This window comes from Marinomonas piezotolerans, from assembly GCF_003362755.1.
GTDB classification, from domain to species: domain Bacteria; phylum Pseudomonadota; class Gammaproteobacteria; order Pseudomonadales; family Marinomonadaceae; genus Marinomonas; species Marinomonas piezotolerans.
This window is the reverse complement of sequence record NZ_QKRA01000003.1, coordinates 221,843-242,272: the sequence shown is the minus strand read 5'-3', so window position 1 is coordinate 242,272 and position 20,430 is coordinate 221,843. Positions and strand designations below refer to the sequence as shown.

Genomic DNA, 20,430 nt, shown 5'->3' with positions numbered 1-20,430 from the left:
ATTGAGTTAATCTCAAACTCTCTTTTTGTTGTACACCACAACAATTATATTTTCAAATAATTTTACTAATATAGAAGCGATTTTCTCGGCCACACTGCCGATGAGTAAACCCGCGTTCTCTTTTTACAATAAGGTCGTTTAAAAATTCTATGTCCAAGTTTGTTGAAATGCTAAACAGTTTATGCAGAAATAGACTTATACTGTTTCAACGCAAACGCAGTTAAAAAAAGTCTCGTATAATGAAATATGTAGGTCGTAAAAGTCTTTCCCTAATCGCTGGTGCAATTCTGTCTGCTAATGCCATGGCAGACGCGGAATACACGTTTAAGCTACATCATATGCTTCCGCCAATGGCGATGGCTCACAGCCAATTTATTGAGCCATGGGTCGAAAAAGTAGAAGCAGAATCAAATGGCCGTATTGAAATTGAGATTTACCCTGCAATGCAATTGGGCGGTAAACCGAATCAATTGTTTGACCAAGTTCGTAAAGGTATCGTTGATATCACATGGACTGTCACAGGTTACACCCCAGGTCGCTTCCCGAAATCGACTGTATTTGAGCTGCCATTCATTCCTGGTTCCGCTAAAGCGACTAGTATGGCGCTGCAAGAATACGCCGAAACTGAAATGCAAGATGAAATGAAAGACGTTCATTTGCTGTCCATGCACACCCACGCTCCAGGCTCTCTTCATTCACGTAGTAAAGAAATCAAGACTCTTGAAGACCTTGACGGTATGAAAGTACGCGCGCCGAATAAAATCATGAATGACGCATTCCGCTCATTGGGTGCCAACACCACCTTTATGCCAGTAACAGAAATGCCAAGCGCTATTTCGAAGGGTGTACTTGATGTTGCAGTGTTACCGTACGAAGTCGTTTTACCGATGAAAATCGATGAATTAGTTGATTACCATACAGAGTTCAAAGGAGACCGCGGCCTATATACCAACACATTCATTTTTGCGATGAACAAAGATGTGTATGCAGACCTACCTGACGATCTCAAAAAAGTTATTGATGACAACTCTGGGTTGTCTCTTGCTGGCCACTTAGGAACACTTTGGGATAACTACGAGTATGTTGGTCGCCAACACGCAGTAGGTGAAGGCAATACCTTTGACACTATCGAAGGCGCCGAGTATGACCGCTGGAAAGCCAAGCTTGCTCCGATTGTCGACGAGTGGGTAGAAGATATGAATGACGACGATTACGACGGTCAACGCTTGCTGGACAAAGCTCGTAATTTAGTTAATAAATACGAAGCAATGTAAGTCACTCAGGTAATTTGGCATGACTATATTAATGGCACAAGTAGTATCGAGAGCACTGAGACGATTATCTCAAATCTTTGCTCTCGCTGGAGGTCTAATCATGCTGACGCTGGCGATCATTACGGTCGCCAGCATTCTCGGCAGAACATTCTTCGGCCACTCTATTGAAGGTAATTACGAGTTAACCGAAGTGGGATTAGCCATTGCGGTATTTCTATTCTTACCTGAATGTTATCTTCGCCGTGGACACGTCATCGTGGACCTTTTTACCTCCGGCTGCCGCCCTGCAACGATCAGACTATTGGATAATGTCGGGCATTTTTTATTTACATTTGCCACCGCTGTGTTCGCTTATCGAATGACACTTAGTGGCATTGAATCCAAAGATTATTACGAACAAACCATGATTCTCGCGCTACCTATTTGGTGGGTTTATGTTGTGGGCGTGATTAGCTTTAGTTTATGTGCATTGTGTGGCGTCACACAGCTGCTTTCACGCGATTCGGGAGAATACGATGAGTAATATTGAACTCGCATTTCTGCTGATGGGGGTGCTCCTCGTCCTTATGAGCATCCGTATTCCAATCGCTTTGGCAATGATGCTATGTGGCTCCATTGGCTATGTTTCGATTGGCGGACTACCAGCACTATTGGAATACTTAGGAACAACGCCTGTCGCAAAATTTTCGACGTACGACCTATCCGTTGTTCCACTGTTTTTGTTAATGGGCGAACTCGCCACTCGATCAGGCATCACTACCGAGCTGTTCCGAACCTGTAATACGTGGGTAGGTCGCCAAAAAGGCGGCATCGCCATGGCCGCCGTTGCGGGCTGTGCAGCGTTTGGTGCGATTTGTGGATCCTCTCTAGCCACTGCCTCAACAATGGGTAAAGTCGCTTTACCTGAAATGCGTCGCTTAAAATACTCCGGTAGTTTAGCCGCAGGCGCTTTGGCTGCGGGTGGCACACTTGGCATTCTAATACCACCTTCTATGGTATTAATCATTTTTGCGGTGTTGACTGAGCAAAATATTTCGAAAATGTTCATCGCTGCATTTATCCCTGGCTTTTTAGCCGCAGGTGGATACATGCTCACCATTGCGATCTATGTGCGTTTATTCCCTAACACAGGTCCTCGTGGTGAAAAGACAACATGGGCTCAAAAGCTTAAATCAACCCGCGATGTCTGGCACATAACCCTAATATTTCTAATTGTATTGGGTGGTATTTACCTCGGTATTTTCACACCGACAGAAGCAGCTTCAGTCGGTGTTGTGCTGACAGCAATCCTAGCGATCACACATGGTAAAATGCGACTTGAAGGGTTTCTCAGCAGCTTAATCAAGACCGCTGTATCCTCAGCAATGATCTTTTTTATTGTGCTTGGAGCCGACCTATTCAGTGTCTTCATCGCGCTGTCGAAACTACCTGATGTCGGTGTCGATATTCTGACAAATTCAGGCCTATCGCCTTACACGATTCTAGTCCTCATGCTCATCACGTATTTGATCATGGGTTGTTTCCTCGATAGTTTAGCGATGATTCTGCTAACCATACCGATTTACTTCCCTATCATAATGTCGATGGACTTTGGCATGCCTACTGAAGATTTAGGGATTTGGTTCGGCATCATTGCACTCGTTGTTGTGGAGGTGGGACTGATTACTCCGCCCGTAGGAATGAATATATTTATCATCAAATCATTTGATAAAACCTTGCCTTTAAAAGAGTGTTTCAAAGGTGTGGTCCCATTCTTATTGTCCGACTTTGTACGGGTCGCGCTGTTGCTCATTTTCCCAGGAATCACACTGGGGCTAGTACACGCCATAGGTTGATGTACTCACTGACCATAAAGCGAAATAAAAAGGGGCCTGTTGGCCCCTAATTCCCAGATTAGTTAAAACATTAACTGTTATACGATTCACCAACTTAATTCCTTGTATTACAATAACGCGCCATACTCAAGGCCATAGAATTAGGAAGACACGCATGCAAGACGCCAATAAGGGTAATGACCAAGACGTTGATTTTGGTGTTCTAAATGAATTTTTAGGCTACCGTTTGCGCCGTGCTCAAATGAACTTTTTTAACAAATTCGGAGAAGTCTGCGCTGACTTGGGTATTAGCCCCGGGCTCTTCGCCGTACTCGCGATAGTAGAACGTAACCCTGGCCTTACTCAAACCGCTGTTGCTCAAGCGTTAGGTAATGACCGCTCTGCAATGGTGGCTGCCGTCGATAAACTAGAAAGTAAAAACCTACTGGAACGGCGGCCTGCAAAAAATGATCGTCGCTCATATGCACTGTTTATGACTAGCGAAGGCCAAACTTTTTTCAAAACTCTATGTGACCGCGTCGTGGCTTATGAAAACAAAATGGCCGCCGAACGCCTAAACGATGACAGCGAAAAAAAATGGCTGCTGGAAGCGCTCGAGCGCTTAGCTAGATAAAATTGTTGAAGCTAAAACCATACTAGCTATATGTTAGCGAACGTATCGGATGGCGAATCAAATACGATGACTCGTTCAACAAAAAGCCTCTTTTACAAAAGTAAAAGAGGCTTTTTTAATTGTCTGCTAGAAAGCTTTTAACACTCGATCGCGTTGACGGCTAAGCCACCACGAGAGGTCTCTTTATACTTATCTTGCATGTCCTTACCTGTGTCTCGCATGGTACGAATCACTTTATCTAGGGAGATAAAGTGTTCACCATCACCGCGCAATGCCATTTGCGTTGCGTTGATCGCTTTCATTGCTGCAATCGCATTTCGCTCAATGCATGGGACTTGAACGAGACCGCCAACCGGATCACACGTCAGACCTAAATTATGCTCCAAGCCTATTTCTGCTGCATTTTCTACTTGTTGTGGGGAAGCTCCCATGATTTCGGCGAGCCCCGCTGCCGCCATTGCGCACGCAGAACCTACTTCGCCTTGGCACCCTACTTCTGCACCAGAAATAGAGGCATTTTTCTTACATAGCGCACCAATCGCTGCGGCTGCCAATAAGAAATCGACAACGTTCTCTTCACAGGGATTCGGTGTAAACTCCATGTAATACATTAATACAGCGGGAATAATGCCTGCCGCACCATTCGTTGGCGCAGTCACCATACGACCACCACCAGCATTTTCTTCATTCACCGCCAGTGCGTACAAATTTACCCAATCCATTGCACTAAGCGTGGAGCTGATAATGTTCGGGCGTGTCGCACGAATTAGTGACTTATGGAGACTCATAGCTCGACGTCGAACATTGAGGCCACCTGGCAATACACCTTCTTTATGCAAGCCTGTGGCGATACAGTCTTTCATGGCAGCCCAAATGTCCATAAGACCATCTCGAACTTCTCGCTCACTACGGAGAACTTTCTCGTTTTCCATCATAAGTTGGCTAATGCTTAAGCCATTTTCTTTACATAAGTTCAGCAACTCAACGGCATTGTTGAAGTTATATGGCACATCCACTTGTGGTACTAGGTGAGCATCCGCTGTCGCTTCTGATTCATCAATGACAAAACCACCACCAATAGAGTAGTAAGTGTTATGGTACAAAATAGAGCCCGACGCATCGTATGCCGTTAAGCGCATCGCATTAGGGTGATACGGTAGTGCCTCTTCTAGCAACTGCATATCACGATCCCATATGAACTCAATTTCTCGCTCTGGCGCCAACATTAGCCGCTGATTTGCTAGCAACGATTCTATCCGAGCATTCACACATTCAGGGTCAATACTGTGTGGGCGTTCTCCCATTAATCCCATGATGATGGCGTGATCTGTACCATGACCTTTACCTGTTGCACTAAGTGAACCATATAGCTCAACAGAGACACGAACCACATCTACCGTAAGCTTACTAGTCGATAATGCCTCAGCAAAATCTGCTGCAGCGGCCATCGGACCGACTGTATGGGAGCTTGAGGGACCGATGCCGATTTTAAAAAGATCAAACACGCTGATAGACATGACGCCTCCAGAAAAAGTTTCCTATTAGAAACATAATTTAACATTAGGAAACAAATACTCGTATTCCATGATAAATACAAGTACTTGCACGCAAATTTGGATCCAGCAAATTTTGGATATCAAATTCGGCGATAAAACGACGGGACTACCTTGGGGGGAGGACCTGATTAAAGTAGCGCCGAAGCGCTACTTCGTTTTAGCGACCGAAGACCACGGTGCGCTTGCCATTCAAAAAGACGCGCTTTTCTACGTGATTCTTCACTGCATTAAACAGGGTTACACGTTCGACATCTTGCCCCTTTGCGACTAAATCTTCGGGATAATGCGCATGGTCGACGGTTTGAATGCCTTGAGAGATAATTGGACCTTCATCTAGGTCATCGTTGACATAATGAGCCGTTGCTCCAACCATCTTCACACCCTTTTCCCAAGCTTGGTGATAAGGACGAGCCCCTTTGAATCCAGGCAACAAAGAGTGATGAATATTGATCGCACGACCATCTAAGTACTGACACATTTCAGACGACAGCACTTGCATATAGCGCGCTAACACAACCAATTCAGCGTCGTACTGTTCAATTAACTCACGTACTTGCGCTTCTTGCTGTGGTTTCGTATCTGCGGTGATCGGCAAATGGTGATAAGGAATATTGTGCCATTGCGCCAACGATTCCAAATCAGGGTGATTGGAAATGATAACAGGAACTTCAATATTTAACTGACCCGTACGGTAACGGTAGAGTAAATCGTTCAAACAGTGATCGTATTTCGACACCATAATCGCCACACGCGGACGATGATTTGGCGCTGTCAGCTCCCAATCCATATCAAACTGCTTCGCTCGCGGTCCAAACTCTGCGCGAAATTCGTCCGCACTAAAATCGGTAGACTGCGGAAAAAATTCTATGCGGATAAAAAATCGATTCGCCTCGCGGTCATCAAATGAGTGGATTTCATCGACATAGTTACCTGATTCCGCCATAAAGCGCGTTACAACATCTACCGTACCAATAACACTCGGGCAGCTCGCCGTAAAAATCCATGGTTTTGTAGTTGATTTCATCGGACATTCTCACAAGAAAAGAGGGCTGATCTAATTGACCAGCCCTAGGGGTAGAAAATTGAGCTTACGCTTCAACAACCAAGCCGTATTCACGGCTCGCATCTTGAAGCCATAACCACAAGTAATCAGCAAAACTACGACGTACGACTAGTTCATACTGATCATCTCCAGCGCGACGAATGATGGCACTGCTTTTCGCAAAGACAGTCGTGACCACTTTACCCACTGGGAAAGCCGCTGGATGAACGTCAACGGGTGCAGATTTTTGCAGCACATCACGGGCATTTTTGCCTGACAGCATAAACACTGTCCATCCACCGCTAACGTTAACCACTTGGTAGTGACCGCTTAGCGCTGCATGTAAGGCAGACTCAACGTCAAAGGCTTTCAAACCCGGAACGATGATCAACCATTCGTCAGGAGAGATCCAGCGAACTGAAACGTCTCCACTTTCAACAGATGTTAGAGGTTGAGTTGGCAGAGACACACCCAATACCTTTTCAGCCGCTTTCAACTGCTCAGCATTTTCTGCATTCAAGCGTAGGGTGATTTGCCCCATTAATGCTTGTTCTTTGAATACGACACCACCTGTTTTCGGACCTTTTTTAGCAACAGTCGCTAGGTCGGCATGAAACAATGGCGATTGGCCTTGAATTGAAGCATCTGGCAACTGATCCATTAGGGCTACAGTTGGCGCTTCGCTATTAACATCAGACATTTTGACGCTCCCCTTTTGGATCTAGGAAAATTGGGCTGCAGATCTCTGCTTCAACAACGCGGCCATCGGCAAGTGGGTAGTACACTTTCTCACCCATCTTCTCTAAGCCACCCTTAACAAAGCCTAATGCAATGGAACGACCCAGCGTTGCACTCCAGTAGCTCGAAGAAATATGACCCACCATTGGCATTGGAATCGATGCAGTTGGATCAAATACAGCTTGAGCGCCTTCAGGCAGTACGACGTTTGGATCCAGAGTTTTGATGCCCACCATTTGCTTACGCTCAGCACGAACACAGTCTTCACGCTGCATACCACGCTTACCGATAAAACTAAACGGTTTGTTCATCGAAACCGCCCATCCCATACCTAGATCGTACGGGTGAACAGAACCATCTGTGTCTTGACCTGCAATAATGAACCCTTTCTCTGCACGCAAGATGTGCATAGTTTCAGTACCGTAAGGCGTTAAGTTGTACTTCTCACCATGTTCGAACAGTTTTTCCCAAACATGTAAGCCATAGTTCGCTTGTACGTTGATCTCGAAAGACAGCTCACCAGTAAACGAGATACGGAATACACGAGCTGGCACACCAGCGACTGTCATAGGCTTCCAATCCATGAAGCTGAAGCTTTCTTTAGACACATCAGCGTCGGTTAGCTCCTCAAGCAGCTTACGGCTGTTTGGACCAGAGATTGTCATTGTTGCCCAATGGTCCGTAACCGATGTGAAGTACACATCCAGTTCTGGCCACTCAGTTTGATGGTATAGCTCTAACCAATTTAGGACGGTTGCAGCCCCACCAGACGTTGTCGTCATTAGGAAATGGTTTTCCGCTAGGCAAGACGTTACACCGTCATCGAAGATCATACCGTCTTCTTTAAGCATTAATCCGTATCGACAACGACCTACCCCGAGTTTAGCCCAAGCGTTAGAATACACACGGCCTAAGAATTCACGCGCATCTTTACCTTGAATATCGATCTTACCTAACGTCGAAGCGTCAAGAATACCAACCGACTCACGTGTTGCTAAGCACTCGCGGTCTAGTGCCTGCTGCATGGATTCGCCCGCTTTAGGGAAGTACCAAGGACGTTTCCATTGGCCCACATCCTCAAACTTCGCGCCATGCTCCAAATGCCACTTGTGCATCGCACTGTAACGCTCTGGATCAAACAGCTCTTTACAGTCACGACCTGCTATCGCACCAAATGTAATTGGCGTGTAGTTTGGACGGAAGATCGTTGTACCTGTTTCAGGGATAGACTGGTTGAGAACTTTTGCCGCTACCGCCATACCGTTGATGTTACCCAATTTACCTTGGTCCGTACCAAAGCCCATTGCTGTGTAACGTTTAACGTGTTCAATCGACTCAAAACCTTCGCGACATGCAAGTTCAATCCCTGCTGCCGTTACGTCGTTTTGGTAGTCTACAAATTGCTTAGGTGCTTGAGACGTTGGCTTCGTGTGCGGCACATGGAACAATGCCATAGACTTGCCGTATGTCACGGATTCCGTTGCTGGAACGTCCATACTTGGAAGGTCTTTGCCCATCTTCTCTAGCGCCTCAAGGCCAGCTTTCTTACCTTCTTCTAGCGCGCCAGCCGTAGTAAACGTGCCGTTGATAGCACCCGCAGTCAGCTGTTTCTGCACTGTTTTGCCAGGTAGGAAGCCAAGCACTTCTTCATTCCAAATAGGCTTAGAACCTGTATGGCAAGATAGGTGAATAACTGGACTCCAGCCACCTGACGACGCAACCGTATCAGCGCTTAGTTTTTTAACTGAACCTGTTACCTTAGTACCATCTTCGCTAATTGGCGCAACCGATACACCCGATACACGCTTACTGCCTTGAACATCAATGACAGCGGAACCCGTCATTACAGTGATACCACGCTCGCGCGCCGCATCGATAAGTTTGCCAGCTGGATTCTTACGTGTATCAACGATCGCTTGGACCTTACGACCTGCATCATGCCAATCCAATGCCGTTTGGTATGCGCTGTCATTCGTTGTCATAAGAACCAATTCGCGACCCGGCACAACACCGTAGCGAGAAATGTAGGTCGAAACAGCATTTGCAACCATGCAGCCTGGTACATCGTTATTACCGAATACCAATGGACGCTCATGGGCACCCGTCGCTAGAACCACCCATTTAGCACGAACCCGATGGTAGCGCGCGCGAACGGCACCATTTGGTGCGCGATCAGCAAGATGCTCGGTGCGACGCTCATGGATCGTTAGGAAGTTATGATCGTGATAGCCGTTCACAGTAGAGCGAGGAAGCACAATGACATTCTCATTAGCTTCAAGCTCTTTTACGACGTCCGCTACCCATGCAGAAGCCGCTTTGCCATCAAGCGTTTCTTTGCTGCTTAATAAGCTGCCACCGAATTCATTTTGCTCGTCGGCAATGATTACGCGCGCACCGCCACGTGCTGCTGCTAACGCTGCGGTTAAACCAGCAGGGCCTGCACCAACCACCATAACGTCACAATGCTGGTTCATTTTGTCGTAAATATCGACATCATACTCACGCGGAGAACGACCTAAACCAGCCGCTTTACGAATCACTTTTTCGTACGTTTCCCACATCGATTGCGGGTACATGAAGGTCTTGTAGTAAAAGCCTGGAGGCATCATCTTGCCACCCACTTTACCCACTAGCCCCATGATATCTGTGTCAACACTTGGCCAACCATTCGTTGAACCTGACACAAGACCTGCAAAAAGCTCTTGCTGCGTTGCACGAACGTTTGGTACTTGCGTCGCTTCTGTCGCGCCCAATTGCATAATGGCATTTGGCTCTTCAGCACCCGCAGCAACGATACCGCGAGGACGGCTGTATTTGAAACTACGGCCGATTAGATCAACGCCGTTTGCAAGCAAAGCAGATGCTAACGTATCACCGGCGAAGCCTTGATATTGCTTACCATTGTAAGTAAAAGTAAGTGGCTTAGAACGGTCAATTCGGCCACCGCTTTGTAGACGATTTTTCTGAGACATGATCCGCTCCCTTACTCTGCAACCACTTTCGGTTGCTCACCCATTTTGTAAACTTCTTTAATTTCATACGTTACCGTGTGACGAGTAACGTTGAAGAACTTACGACAGCCTGCCGCATGTACCCAGATCTCATGATGTAGACCTTTAGGGTTTTTACGGAAGAACATGTAGTTACCCCACTCTTCATCAGTACAAGAGTCAGGATCTTTCGGGCGCTCAATGTGAGCTTGACCGTGGTTATGGAACTCTTCTTCTTCGCGGTGTTCACCACAGTAAGGGCAATAAATATAAAACATGAACGAGTCTCCCGTTAGTGTGCTACACCAGCTGCGCCGTGCTCATCAATCAGCGCGCCATTGTGGAATCGGAACATAGAGAATGGCTCTGCCAACTCATGCATCTCACCTTTCGCCAACGACGCAGCGAATACATTACCTGACCCAGGTGTTGCTTTAAATCCACCTGTTCCCCAGCCACAGTTGAAGAAAAGATTCTTAACCGGAGTTTTAGAGATAATTGGACATGCATCAGGACAGGTATCAACGATACCGCCCCACTGGCGGTTCATGCGAACACGACTAAAGATCGGGAACATCTCTACTATAGCTTGCACAGTATGCTCGATCGTTGGGTAAGAACCACGTTGACCGTAACCTGTGTAGCTATCAATACCCGCACCGATAACCAAATCACCTTTGTCTGATTGAGACGCGTATCCGTGTACATGGTTAGACATCACCACTGTATCTAGGATCGGTTTGATCGGTTCAGAAACAAGCGCCTGTAGCGGGTGTGACTCTAACGGCAATTCAAACCCAGCCATTGCAGCAACCACAGACGAGTTACCGGCGACAACAGAACCTACTCGGTCCGCCATAATGTCACCGTAACGATCAGTTTTAACGCCTAGGATCGTGCCGTCTTCAATGATCAGATCCACCACTTCTGTTTGCTGGATCAAATCCACGCCACGCATGTCCGCACCACGAGCATAACCCCATGCCACCGCATCGTGACGAGCAACGCCTGCACGCGGCTGCCAAGAAGCGCCCATAACTGGGTAACGCGCGTTATCAGAGCAGTCTAGGATTGGAACAATTTCGCTTACTTGCTTCGCATCCAACACTTCGCCGTCGATGCCGTTTAAACGGTTCGCATTCACACGGCGCTCAATGTCACGCATGTCTTGCAATGTATGACCCAAGTTCAAACAGCCACGCTGAGAGAACATAACGTTGTAGTTCAGGTCTTGAGACAGACCTTCCCATAGTTTCATTGCATGCTCGTATAAATGAGCGGATTCGTCCCACAAGTAGTTAGAACGAACAATGGTGGTGTTACGTGCCGTATTACCACCACCTAGATAACCTTTTTCAATGACCGCTACATTGGTAATACCATGCTCTTTCGCTAGGTAATATGCCGTTGCTAGGCCGTGACCACCGCCACCGATAATGATGACATCATATTTTTTCTTCGGTGTTGGGTTGCGCCAAACTCGCTGCCAATTTTCATGATGGCTAAGACTGTGCTTTAACAAGCCAAATCCGGAATATTGCTGCATTGTGTCAGCTCCTTATCGTGGCAGCTCTACTTTCTGATAGAGCTGCACAAAGTGGTAAAACTAGCGATAGACTGGGTATTCGGCGCAAAGCGCTTTTACTTGCTCTTTCACTGCGGTGATTTTTTCTTCTAGTGCTTCTGGCTGCTCTAGTACGTCTAATAGATCAACGATCCATCCCGCTAGCAGCTCGCACTGTTCTTCTTTGAAGCCACGAGTTGTAATAACTGGTGAGCCAATGCGTAGACCTGATGTAACAAAAGGTGATTGTGGATCGCCAGGTACCGCATTTTTGTTAACCGTGATGTTTGCACGGCCTAGTGCTGCGTCAGCGGCTTTACCTGTTAACCCTTGCTTAATCAAACTAAGTAGGAACAAGTGATTATCCGTTCCACCTGAAACAACGTCATAGCCACGAGCCACGAAGACTTTAGCCATTGCATTAGCATTTTTCACGACTTGTGCTTGGTAGCTTTTGAACTCGTCGCTTAATGCTTCTTTGAACGCTACAGCTTTTGCAGCAATAACGTGCATCAATGGGCCACCTTGACCACCAGGGAAAACAGCGGAGTTCAATTTCTTCTCTAGCTCATTATCACGCGAGATAATCAAACCACCACGTGGGCCGCGAAGCGTTTTATGTGTCGTTGTCGTTACAACATCGGCGAACGGAACAGGGTTCGGATACAAGCCTGCTGCAACCAGACCAGCAACATGCGCCATATCAACAAATAAATAAGCACCTACTTTGTCAGCAATCTCGCGGAAACGCGCCCAGTCGACGATACGAGAATAAGCAGAAAAGCCTGCGATAATCATTTTCGGCTTGTGTTCAACCGCTAACGCTTCAACTTGGTCGTAATCAATTTCACCAGTGGTTTCATTTAGTCCGTACTGAACTGCGTTGTAGATCTTGCCTGAAAAGTTGACGTGGGCACCGTGAGTTAAATGGCCACCATGCGCCAGGCTCATACCCAACACAGTGTCTCCTGGAGCACAAAGTGCCATGAATACTGCAGCATTTGCTTGCGAGCCAGAGTGTGGCTGTACGTTTACATACTCAGCGCCAAACAATGCTTTGGCACGATCAATCGCCAGTTGTTCTACAACGTCAACGTATTCACAACCACCGTAGTAACGCTTTTCTGGGTAGCCTTCAGCATATTTGTTGGTTAATACTGAACCTTGCGCCTGCATAACGCGTGGGCTTGTGTAGTTCTCAGAAGCAATCAGCTCGATATGCTCTTCTTGACGAACGGCTTCTTTTTGCATCGCTGCCCATAATTCCGCATCGAAACTTTCAACTGTATCTGACTTGTAAAACATATCGCTCTCCAGGGTAAAAACAAACCATGGATGGATACTATGGAAACCCCCGCTTGACGACATTTCAGAATGCGTCAAAATAATGGTTATTTACGACAGGCTCAAAACCTCGATAAATAAAGGCATGGCACGGTTCAAGGATAGTCTAAATCTGAGCGGACACTTACCTTGAAGATGGGTTTGTCTTACACTTGCACAATTACTGACGAAACGCCTTTCAGGAAGCCTAGTCAAATATGACACAACACAACCACAAAAAGCATTTTAGTCCTGCTAATGCAGACACTAATCACCCTCATCTTGGTCAGTCCGGTGGCGTTGATAGACCGGTAATGGTTGGTTTTGTCTTGCTAGAAAACTTCTCGATGGTTGCGTTCACGGGCGCTGTCGATGCACTCGTTACTTCCAACCTCGTTCAGACAGATAATCTCTTTGATTACCGAACCTTTGGTCTTGAGAGCCTGACGGTTACCAGTGATTTAGGCATCGAGATTTCCACCAGTTTTAAAGTGGAGGATCATGTCGAGGCTGAGCGCATCCCATTCGACGTCATTATCGTTTGCGGGGGCTATCGCTGCCAACTGGGTGAATACAGTAAATTAAGTGAGTTTTTGAGACACTGTCACCGCCAAGGTTTATATCTAGGAGGATTGTGGAATGGCGCTATATCGCTTGCCCACGCGGGTGTTTTAGACAACGCGCGCATTGCCGTTCATTCGGATAACCACCCCTATGTCAAAGAACATTTTCAAGACATCTCCATTGCCAGCGAAACATCCATTTTCGATGGCAGAATCGTAACAGGCGCCGGCCCGATGAGCGCTCTCTCGATGATGCTGTTGCTGGTCGAGCACTTTCAAGGCAATCGCATCGCAAGAGCCGTCACGGAAATTTTGAGATGTGACCAGCTCTCTGAAACGTCAGTCCAACCACTGCAAGAACCTACTGACGATAAGCATTACCCAGACTCCTTACGTAAAGTATTGGAGCTGATGCGCAACAACATCGAAGAACCGCTCACGCTAGAAGAGTTAATCCATTACGCCAGTATTTCTCGACGTCAATTAGAGCGCTTATTTCAAACCAACCTAGAAACAAGCCCATCTCGTTATTACCTTGAATTACGCATAACGTATGCTCGGCGTTTGCTACAACAAACCAACAAACCGATTATTGAAGTGGCTATTGCGAGTGGGTTCGTCAGCTCAAGTCATTTTAGTAACTGCTTTAAGGACTATTTTGGCTCGGCTCCCAGCAACTTCCGTAAAAAATCGCTGAAAAAGCCTTCAAATTAAGCAGACATAGCATTCAAAACCTTCAAAAAGACGAGAACACAATTTGGCCAGTAAAAATGGAATGGGACAAGTAAGCGACACGGACATTCGTACCTTAAGGATATTCAAAGCCGTCGTTGAATGTGGTGGATTTTCTGCAGCCGAGGTGGAGCTCAACATCTCTCGAGCCGCCATCAGCATTGCCATGTCCGATTTAGAAACTCGATTAGGCTTCAAACTATGCCAACGAGGTCGCTCTGGTTTCTCTCTCACCAACGAAGGGGCGCAAGTTTATAACTATACCCTTCAATTAATCGCCTCGATTGAAAACTTTCGCACAAGCGTCAATACATTACATGACAATATGAAAGGCGAGTTCAATATTGGCATCACCGACAATCTCGTCACGATTCCGCACATGAAAGTAACCCAGGCACTTTCAGAATTAAAAGTACGCGGCCCAGACATCACAATCAACATCAGAATGATTCCCCCTACAGTCATCGAACAAAAGATTTTAGATGGGCAACTGCATGTAGGTATTGTGCCAGAGCTGCGGGTTATTAATGGGCTGACATACCGCCCCTTATATCAAGAACGCTCTTTGCTTTACTGTGATCGCAGTCATCCATTATTCAATATGAGTGACGCAGAACTTAGTCATATAGACTTACAAAACTATGATGCAGTGATACCCGCTTATGCCCAAACCGCAGCAATAAAAGCACACCATCAGGCGCTGAAACCTGCAGCTACGGCAACGGACCGTGAAGGCATCGTTTTTTTGATTCGTACTGGACAGTATATTGGCTTTTTACCGGATCATTTGGCGGCAAGCTGGCAAGAAAAAGGGGAGTTTCGCCCCATCCTAGAAGAGCGCCATAGTTACTACACAACATTTTCTGTTGTGACACGCACCTCCCACACGCCTAATCTCATTCAAGAAACCTTTATCGAAATGATTGATGCACTGACGTAAAAAAGCCCCAGTAAAATCAATTTACTGGGGCTTTTTATCGCATCACCAATACGTTATTCGACTTCAACAATCTCATAGCTGTGAACGATGTTCACGCCGCCCCGCTCTAACATAAGAGAGGCCGAGCAATATTCTTCCGCTGACAGTTTCACAGCGCGAGCCACGTGGTTCTCTTTTATCTTACGGCCCGTCACCACAAAATGAACACGAATTTCAGTAAACACCGAGGGCACGGTTTCGGCTCGATCAGCATCTACATGGGCAACACAAGAAACAACATCCTGACGCGCCTTCTTCAAAATACCGACCACATCATACGATGTACACCCGCCCAAGCCTGCAAGAATCAACTCCATTGGACGCGGTCCAGCTGTTTGAGAACCGTCTATCTCAATTTTGAAGCCTGACCCAGTTTCAGCCGTAAAATGAACGTCTTCTTGCCACGCAACACTTGTTTTCATCAGTCACTCTCTCAAACTTATTTAAATAATTCTGCAAGCTTGTCGCCAGGGTTATCCGCTTTCATAAAAGATTCCCCTACTAAGAACGCATGGATATCATTTTCACGCATTGCAGCCACATCATCACGAGTGTGGATACCGCTCTCAGTCACTATGAGACGATCTTTCGGAACAGCTCCCATCAACTCAAAGGTTGTTTGTAAGCTCAACTCAAACGTATGCAAATCTCGATTGTTGATCCCTAACAATTCAGTTTTGGTATTCTCGAGCGCAAGATCAAGCTCTGCTCGGTTGTGCACCTCCACTAACACATCCATTGAAAGGTCTCGCGCTAATTGATCAAGTTCTCTTAGCTCCTTACCATTCAAACACGCAGCAATCAGCAATATGCAATCCGCTCCGATGGCACGTGCTTCCATTACTTGATAAGGATCAACAATGAAATCCTTGCGGATGATGGGCAAAGAACAGGCCGCACGAGCCTCTACCAGAAAGTCTTCGTGCCCTTGAAAATAATCTTTATCTGTCAGCACTGAAAGGCACGCTGCTCCGCCTTTTTCATATGATTTCGCGATATCTTTGGGAGAAAAATTTTCACGAATGACACCTTTGCTAGGTGACGCTTTCTTCACCTCTGCAATGACACCCGCTTTTCCCTGCGAAATCTTTCGGCGCAACGCACTTGCAAATCCTCGGACAGGGTTATGCGCATTGGCAGCCGCAGCCGCAATTTCAAGATTGGCGAAAGGCGTTCGAACAAGTCGCTCCGCAACTTCTTCGTGTTTCCGCGCAACGATTTTTCTTAAAATTGTAGGAGTCTCGACTTGCATAATAGGTCTCTACTATCTATACGGTTTCAATTTAATCAGGCATATAACAACGCGAAAAGCTTGCCAGTTCTTGCAACTTAATCTTCGCTAAACCACCACCTACAACATCCTCGGCGATCGCAATCCCCTCAGCTAGGGTATCAGCGACACCTGATACATAAATGGCTGCACCAGCGTTCAGTACGACAATGTCTCTCGGTGCATTGACAAGACCTTTGCCTTCAATGGCAGTTTTCAACATTTCGAGGCTAGACTCAGAATCGTGAGCTTGCACCTCAGTCAGCGGTTGGCGTTCAATGCCGAAATCTTCTGGTGCAATGTCGTATTCGGTCACTTCTCCGTCTTTTAGCTCTGCAACATACGTCTTGTCTGAAATACTGATTTCGTCAAGTCCGTCTGCGGAATGAACGACTAAGACGTGAGAGCTTCCGAGCGCTTTTAAAACTTCTGCAATAGGGCGCACCCATTCGCGGGCAAACACACCCATCACTTGTCGCTTAGCGCCAGCAGGATTGGTTAACGGCCCTAACAAATTGAAAATAGTACGTGTGGCCATCTCTTTACGAGGCCCGATGGCATATTGCATGGCCGAATGATAGTTCGGCGCAAACATAAAGCCTAAGCCTATTTCCTGAACACTGCGCTTCACTTGTTCACTATTGAGTCCTAGGTGAACACCTGCGCGCTCCAGTACATCCGCACTACCGGATTTAGACGATACGGAGCGGCCACCATGCTTAGCAACATGCACCCCCGCACCCGCAGCGACAAACGCCGCAGCCGTTGAGACATTGAATAAGTGCTTGCCGTCGCCACCTGTCCCACAGGTATCGACTATTTCATCACCACCCAAATCTACTTTTGTCGACAACTCACGCATTACTTGTGCTGCCGCAATAATTTCTTCAACCGTCTCGCCCTTCATACGCAGGCCTATCAAGAAGCCGCCGATCTGAGCGTCTGTGGTTTGGCATGTCATAATGCTGTTCATTACATCACGCATTTCTTCGCCCGTGAGGTCTTGTTTATCAACGACTCGAGCGATCGCTTGTTGTATGTTCACCTGCCAACTCCTAGTGTTTAAAAAAGTTGTCTAATAGAGCGTGACCATGCTCTGTTAAAATTGACTCAGGGTGAAATTGCACCCCTTCTATTTTCAATGATGTATGACGTAATCCCATGATTTCATCTAACTCGCCTTGATCATTTTGTGTCCATGCAGTCACCTCAAAACATTCTGGTAACGTCGTTTGCTTAACAACTAATGAGTGATATCGAGTTGCTGTATAAGGATTAGGTAATCCTTGAAACACACCAATCCCTTTATGGTACACCTTAGAGGTTTTGCCATGCATCACTGTTTTAGCACGAATGACATCTCCACCGAATACTTGAGCGATGCTTTGATGACCAAGACAGATCCCCAACAAAGGAATACGCCCTGCAAAATACTCAATTGCACTCAGCGAGATCCCTGCTTCATTTGGCGTACATGGACCAGGTGAAATAACGATGTGACTCGGTGCTAGCACCTCGATATCGCGGATTGTGAGGGCATCATTACGGCGCACCTCAACGTCATACCCTAACTCACGAATATATTGCACCAAGTTATAGGTGAACGAATCGTAGTTATCGATCATCAGAACCATAGAGTTTCAAACCACTGAAATGTAAAGCTGTTTATATAGTAGGCTCAATGGTATCCGCTAATGCCTAGATTCGGCGATGAAAGGAGAAAATTTGAGCACGCCCAATACTACATGAATGTCATATTGAGCGCTATGAGACAACCCTAATCTTGACCCCGACAATATACGAAAAAGCGCCAGACCTAAGTCCAGCGCTTTGCAAAACGTACCCAGTATCAATATGGATCAGAGATCTAACTCAATCAGTCCGCCAGCATTTTTTGCGCGCGAGCAACACGTCAAGATTTGCTTACCTTCTTCACGCTCTTTCTTGCTCAAAAAGACATCGCGATGCTCTATTTCGCCAGAAATGACATTGGTTAAACATGTTCCGCATACGCCCTCTTCACAAGAGACAGGCACAAAGATAGCGTTCTCTTCTAATGCGTCACTGATCGACTGATTAGGCGCAACGTCTAACACTTGACCTGTACCCGCAATTTTAACTTGAAATGCATGATTGTCTTCGACATTGACATCCATTGCTGGCGCAGCAAAGAATTCTCGATGAACACGATCTTCAGGCCAACCTAATGCAGCAGCGTGCTCTAATACACTTTCTATGAACCCAGCAGGGCCGCAAACATACAAATCCGCGTCGGCAACATGTTCACTCATCACTTTATGCAGGTCTATCCGGCCCGGATTCTGAGCACCGCTATCAAAGTGGAAATGCATCTTATCTGCAAACGAGGCCTGTTTCAGCACGTCTGAAAAAGCAGCCGTACTTGGTGAACGACCACAGTAATGAAACTCAAACGGCGTTCCTGCACACTGCAATGTTTGCGCCATTGGCAGTAGTGGCGTAATGCCGATTCCGCCTGCAAGCAAAAGCGACTTAGCCTCTTTACTACGCAGTGGAAAGTGATTTTTCGGTTCACTGACGTGCACAACATCCCCAATGCTCAAGCCATGCACCTCTTCAGATCCGCCACGAGATTGAGGGTCTTTTAACACCGCAATTTCATAGTAACGAGGATCAGATTGTAAGCGACACAATGAATATTGACGCAGTAAGCCACTGGGGAGCTTTATATCAATATGTGCACCTGCTTCAAAAGAAGGCAACGGTGTATCATTTGCCTTTCCTAACACTAGGCGCACCACAGCTGATGCCTCTTGCACTTTGTTTAATACAACGACTTCAATCATATTGACCTTCCTTAGAATGAGATCGTTTGCAGCGGAACATCATTTGATGCAATTTTGCTAGCGCTTTCAGCTTTAATAATACGCTCAATGACACGACGAGATTGCACACCACCCGCATCAATATTTAACTTCAGCAAATCATAATCAGGGAATGCTTTAAGGTTGGCTTGTTGACGTTCCAAGACTTCCAAATCTTCTTTAAAGATACCGCCTTGACCTTCACGGATCGAATCCGTCAGTGCCTGATCATCCGCTTTAAAGTTCCGAGCCATTCCCCAAAAGTACCACATTGTGTCTTCTGTCTCTGGAGTGATGAAATCTACAACCGTACTGCTGGCTTTTTTGTCTTGCGGGGCATCAAAACCACCATGCCCTTCCAACGCCACCCCCACATCGATCATGACATGGGAAGGTGGATTGAATCGGCAGCGCTGCCAACGATCTACCGGCGCATCTTTAGGTAATCCGTTAGCCTCTAATGCAGCTTGCCAAAATGGCGGGGCGATAATATTTTCCATTGATCGGCTGGTAATCACTTCATCGCCATTGACGCTTGTATCTACCGGCGATTCGTCAATCTCTTTTTGACCAATGCTCGACGCATGCACATAAGTTTCATGAGTCAGATCCATCAAATTATCAATCATTAAACGGTAATCACATTTAATGTAGTAAAGGCCGCCACCAAATGCCCATTCGTCACTTTCTGCCCATTCTTGAACAGGAATTAAACTTGGATCAGCAAGGTCTTGATCACCCGGCCAAACCCAAATAAATCCATAACGCTCTTCCACAGCAAATGACTTCATACAAGGAAAGCCCTGTACTCGCTGAAGAGGCATTTCTTTGGTTTTACCGTCTGCACCCATTTTTAAACCGTGATAACCGCAAACCAATAAGCCATCTTCTACGAAACCTAAAGACATCGCAGCACCTCGGTGCGGACAAAAGTCTAAAACGGCTGCAATTTCATTTTCCGATGGACGATAAAACGCAATACTTTCACCACAAATCTTGCGCCCTAAAGGCTTCTCAGTACCAATTTCGTCTGACATTGCTGCGACGTACCAGGTATTTTTTGGGAAAGTTGGCTGGCTCATACAAATCTCCAAATTATTTTTTGTTG

19 protein-coding genes are annotated in these 20,430 nt (G+C 46.4%); 6 read left to right on the top strand and 13 right to left on the bottom strand.

All coding sequences use genetic code 11. The features are described from left to right. The first annotated feature begins 239 nt into the window (after positions 1–239). The 4 genes from DN730_RS08655 to DN730_RS08640 all read left to right on the top strand — a co-directional run bounded on the left by DN730_RS08655 (position 240) and on the right by DN730_RS08640 (position 3,722). The gene (locus DN730_RS08655; RefSeq protein WP_115467721.1) at positions 240–1,274 is read left to right on the top strand and encodes a TRAP transporter substrate-binding protein; all 1,035 of its coding nucleotides are present in this window, start codon (positions 240–242) and stop codon (positions 1,272–1,274) included. A 19-nt stretch (positions 1,275–1,293) separates the two neighbouring features. Next, positions 1,294–1,797 (top strand): TRAP transporter small permease, encoded by a 504-nt coding sequence (locus DN730_RS08650; protein ID WP_245957929.1) that lies wholly within the window; start codon positions 1,294–1,296, stop codon positions 1,795–1,797. Beyond that, positions 1,790–3,109 carry a TRAP transporter large permease gene (locus DN730_RS08645; RefSeq protein ID WP_115467720.1) on the top strand — a complete coding sequence of 440 codons (1,320 nt, stop codon included), beginning with the start codon at positions 1,790–1,792 and terminating at the stop codon, positions 3,107–3,109. The genes DN730_RS08650 and DN730_RS08645 overlap by 8 nt, the downstream gene beginning before the upstream one ends. A gap of 154 nt (positions 3,110–3,263) precedes the next feature. Then, positions 3,264–3,722 carry a MarR family winged helix-turn-helix transcriptional regulator gene (locus DN730_RS08640; protein WP_115467719.1) on the top strand — a complete coding sequence of 153 codons (459 nt, stop codon included), beginning with the start codon at positions 3,264–3,266 and terminating at the stop codon, positions 3,720–3,722. A gap of 137 nt (positions 3,723–3,859) precedes the next feature. Here the strand turns inward: DN730_RS08640 and DN730_RS08635 are convergent, their stop codons facing one another. From DN730_RS08635 to glyA, 7 genes are all read right to left on the bottom strand, one after another. After that, the gene (locus DN730_RS08635; RefSeq protein WP_115467718.1) at positions 3,860–5,239 is read right to left on the bottom strand and encodes an L-serine ammonia-lyase; all 1,380 of its coding nucleotides are present in this window, start codon (positions 5,237–5,239) and stop codon (positions 3,860–3,862) included. Between the two features lie 196 nt (positions 5,240–5,435). Beyond that, entirely contained in the window at positions 5,436–6,302 is an 867-nt protein-coding gene (gene purU / locus DN730_RS08630; protein ID WP_115467717.1) for a formyltetrahydrofolate deformylase, read from the bottom strand. 64 nt (positions 6,303–6,366) lie between these two features. Next, a complete protein-coding gene (locus tag DN730_RS08625; RefSeq protein WP_115467716.1) occupies positions 6,367–7,020 on the bottom strand; it encodes a sarcosine oxidase subunit gamma in 654 nt (217 codons plus the stop codon). Beyond that, positions 7,013–10,030, bottom strand: coding sequence for a sarcosine oxidase subunit alpha (locus DN730_RS08620; RefSeq protein ID WP_115467715.1), 3,018 nt, complete (start codon positions 10,028–10,030; stop codon positions 7,013–7,015). The genes DN730_RS08625 and DN730_RS08620 overlap by 8 nt, the downstream gene beginning before the upstream one ends. Positions 10,031–10,041: 11 nt before the next feature. Next, positions 10,042–10,326 (bottom strand): sarcosine oxidase subunit delta, encoded by a 285-nt coding sequence (locus DN730_RS08615; RefSeq protein ID WP_115467714.1) that lies wholly within the window; start codon positions 10,324–10,326, stop codon positions 10,042–10,044. Positions 10,327–10,340: 14 nt separating this feature from the next. Beyond that, positions 10,341–11,594 carry a sarcosine oxidase subunit beta family protein gene (locus DN730_RS08610; RefSeq protein ID WP_115467713.1) on the bottom strand — a complete coding sequence of 418 codons (1,254 nt, stop codon included), beginning with the start codon at positions 11,592–11,594 and terminating at the stop codon, positions 10,341–10,343. A 60-nt stretch (positions 11,595–11,654) separates the two neighbouring features. Further along, positions 11,655–12,917, bottom strand: coding sequence for a serine hydroxymethyltransferase (glyA, locus tag DN730_RS08605; protein ID WP_115467712.1), 1,263 nt, complete (start codon positions 12,915–12,917; stop codon positions 11,655–11,657). A gap of 236 nt (positions 12,918–13,153) precedes the next feature. Here glyA and DN730_RS08600 point away from each other — a divergent pair, with 236 nt between their 5' ends. Then, positions 13,154–14,212 (top strand): GlxA family transcriptional regulator, encoded by a 1,059-nt coding sequence (locus tag DN730_RS08600; protein ID WP_115467711.1) that lies wholly within the window; start codon positions 13,154–13,156, stop codon positions 14,210–14,212. Between the two features lie 61 nt (positions 14,213–14,273). Next, positions 14,274–15,170 carry a LysR family transcriptional regulator gene (locus tag DN730_RS08595; protein ID WP_115467710.1) on the top strand — a complete coding sequence of 299 codons (897 nt, stop codon included), beginning with the start codon at positions 14,274–14,276 and terminating at the stop codon, positions 15,168–15,170. Positions 15,171–15,223: 53 nt separating this feature from the next. On the opposite strand, the gene DN730_RS08590 is transcribed toward DN730_RS08595, so the two are convergent. The 6 genes from DN730_RS08590 to DN730_RS08565 form a co-directional block, all read right to left on the bottom strand. After that, the gene (locus DN730_RS08590) at positions 15,224–15,631 is read right to left on the bottom strand and encodes an OsmC family protein (RefSeq protein WP_115467709.1); all 408 of its coding nucleotides are present in this window, start codon (positions 15,629–15,631) and stop codon (positions 15,224–15,226) included. A 17-nt stretch (positions 15,632–15,648) separates the two neighbouring features. Beyond that, a complete protein-coding gene (gene trpC, locus DN730_RS08585; protein WP_115467708.1) occupies positions 15,649–16,461 on the bottom strand; it encodes an indole-3-glycerol phosphate synthase TrpC in 813 nt (270 codons plus the stop codon). 31 nt (positions 16,462–16,492) lie between these two features. After that, positions 16,493–17,524: an anthranilate phosphoribosyltransferase gene (gene trpD / locus DN730_RS08580; RefSeq protein WP_115467707.1), complete on the bottom strand. Its 1,032-nt coding sequence runs from the start codon at positions 17,522–17,524 to the stop codon at positions 16,493–16,495. 10 nt (positions 17,525–17,534) lie between these two features. Beyond that, positions 17,535–18,113 (bottom strand): anthranilate synthase component II, encoded by a 579-nt coding sequence (locus tag DN730_RS08575; protein ID WP_115467706.1) that lies wholly within the window; start codon positions 18,111–18,113, stop codon positions 17,535–17,537. Positions 18,114–18,338: 225 nt separating this feature from the next. Then, positions 18,339–19,304, bottom strand: a complete 966-nt coding sequence (locus tag DN730_RS08570) for a PDR/VanB family oxidoreductase (RefSeq protein ID WP_115467705.1) — start codon at positions 19,302–19,304, stop codon at positions 18,339–18,341. A gap of 11 nt (positions 19,305–19,315) precedes the next feature. Further along, positions 19,316–20,404: an aromatic ring-hydroxylating oxygenase subunit alpha gene (locus tag DN730_RS08565; protein WP_115467704.1), complete on the bottom strand. Its 1,089-nt coding sequence runs from the start codon at positions 20,402–20,404 to the stop codon at positions 19,316–19,318. Positions 20,405–20,430: the final 26 nt, after the last annotated feature.

Coding starts and splice junctions, on each gene's coding strand:
- DN730_RS08655 (WP_115467721.1), top strand. CDS start 240: ATGAAATATGTAGGTCGTAAAAGTCTTTCCCTAATCGCTGGTGCAATT.
- DN730_RS08650 (WP_245957929.1), top strand. CDS start 1,294: ATGACTATATTAATGGCACAAGTAGTATCGAGAGCACTGAGACGATTA.
- DN730_RS08645 (WP_115467720.1), top strand. CDS start 1,790: ATGAGTAATATTGAACTCGCATTTCTGCTGATGGGGGTGCTCCTCGTC.
- DN730_RS08640 (WP_115467719.1), top strand. CDS start 3,264: ATGCAAGACGCCAATAAGGGTAATGACCAAGACGTTGATTTTGGTGTT.
- DN730_RS08635 (WP_115467718.1), bottom strand. CDS start 5,239: ATGTCTATCAGCGTGTTTGATCTTTTTAAAATCGGCATCGGTCCCTCA.
- purU (WP_115467717.1), bottom strand. CDS start 6,302: ATGAAATCAACTACAAAACCATGGATTTTTACGGCGAGCTGCCCGAGT.
- DN730_RS08625 (WP_115467716.1), bottom strand. CDS start 7,020: ATGTCTGATGTTAATAGCGAAGCGCCAACTGTAGCCCTAATGGATCAG.
- DN730_RS08620 (WP_115467715.1), bottom strand. CDS start 10,030: ATGTCTCAGAAAAATCGTCTACAAAGCGGTGGCCGAATTGACCGTTCT.
- DN730_RS08615 (WP_115467714.1), bottom strand. CDS start 10,326: ATGTTTTATATTTATTGCCCTTACTGTGGTGAACACCGCGAAGAAGAA.
- DN730_RS08610 (WP_115467713.1), bottom strand. CDS start 11,594: ATGCAGCAATATTCCGGATTTGGCTTGTTAAAGCACAGTCTTAGCCAT.
- glyA (WP_115467712.1), bottom strand. CDS start 12,917: ATGTTTTACAAGTCAGATACAGTTGAAAGTTTCGATGCGGAATTATGG.
- DN730_RS08600 (WP_115467711.1), top strand. CDS start 13,154: ATGACACAACACAACCACAAAAAGCATTTTAGTCCTGCTAATGCAGAC.
- DN730_RS08595 (WP_115467710.1), top strand. CDS start 14,274: ATGGGACAAGTAAGCGACACGGACATTCGTACCTTAAGGATATTCAAA.
- DN730_RS08590 (WP_115467709.1), bottom strand. CDS start 15,631: ATGAAAACAAGTGTTGCGTGGCAAGAAGACGTTCATTTTACGGCTGAA.
- trpC (WP_115467708.1), bottom strand. CDS start 16,461: ATGCAAGTCGAGACTCCTACAATTTTAAGAAAAATCGTTGCGCGGAAA.
- DN730_RS08575 (WP_115467706.1), bottom strand. CDS start 18,113: ATGGTTCTGATGATCGATAACTACGATTCGTTCACCTATAACTTGGTG.
- DN730_RS08570 (WP_115467705.1), bottom strand. CDS start 19,304: ATGATTGAAGTCGTTGTATTAAACAAAGTGCAAGAGGCATCAGCTGTG.
- DN730_RS08565 (WP_115467704.1), bottom strand. CDS start 20,404: ATGAGCCAGCCAACTTTCCCAAAAAATACCTGGTACGTCGCAGCAATG.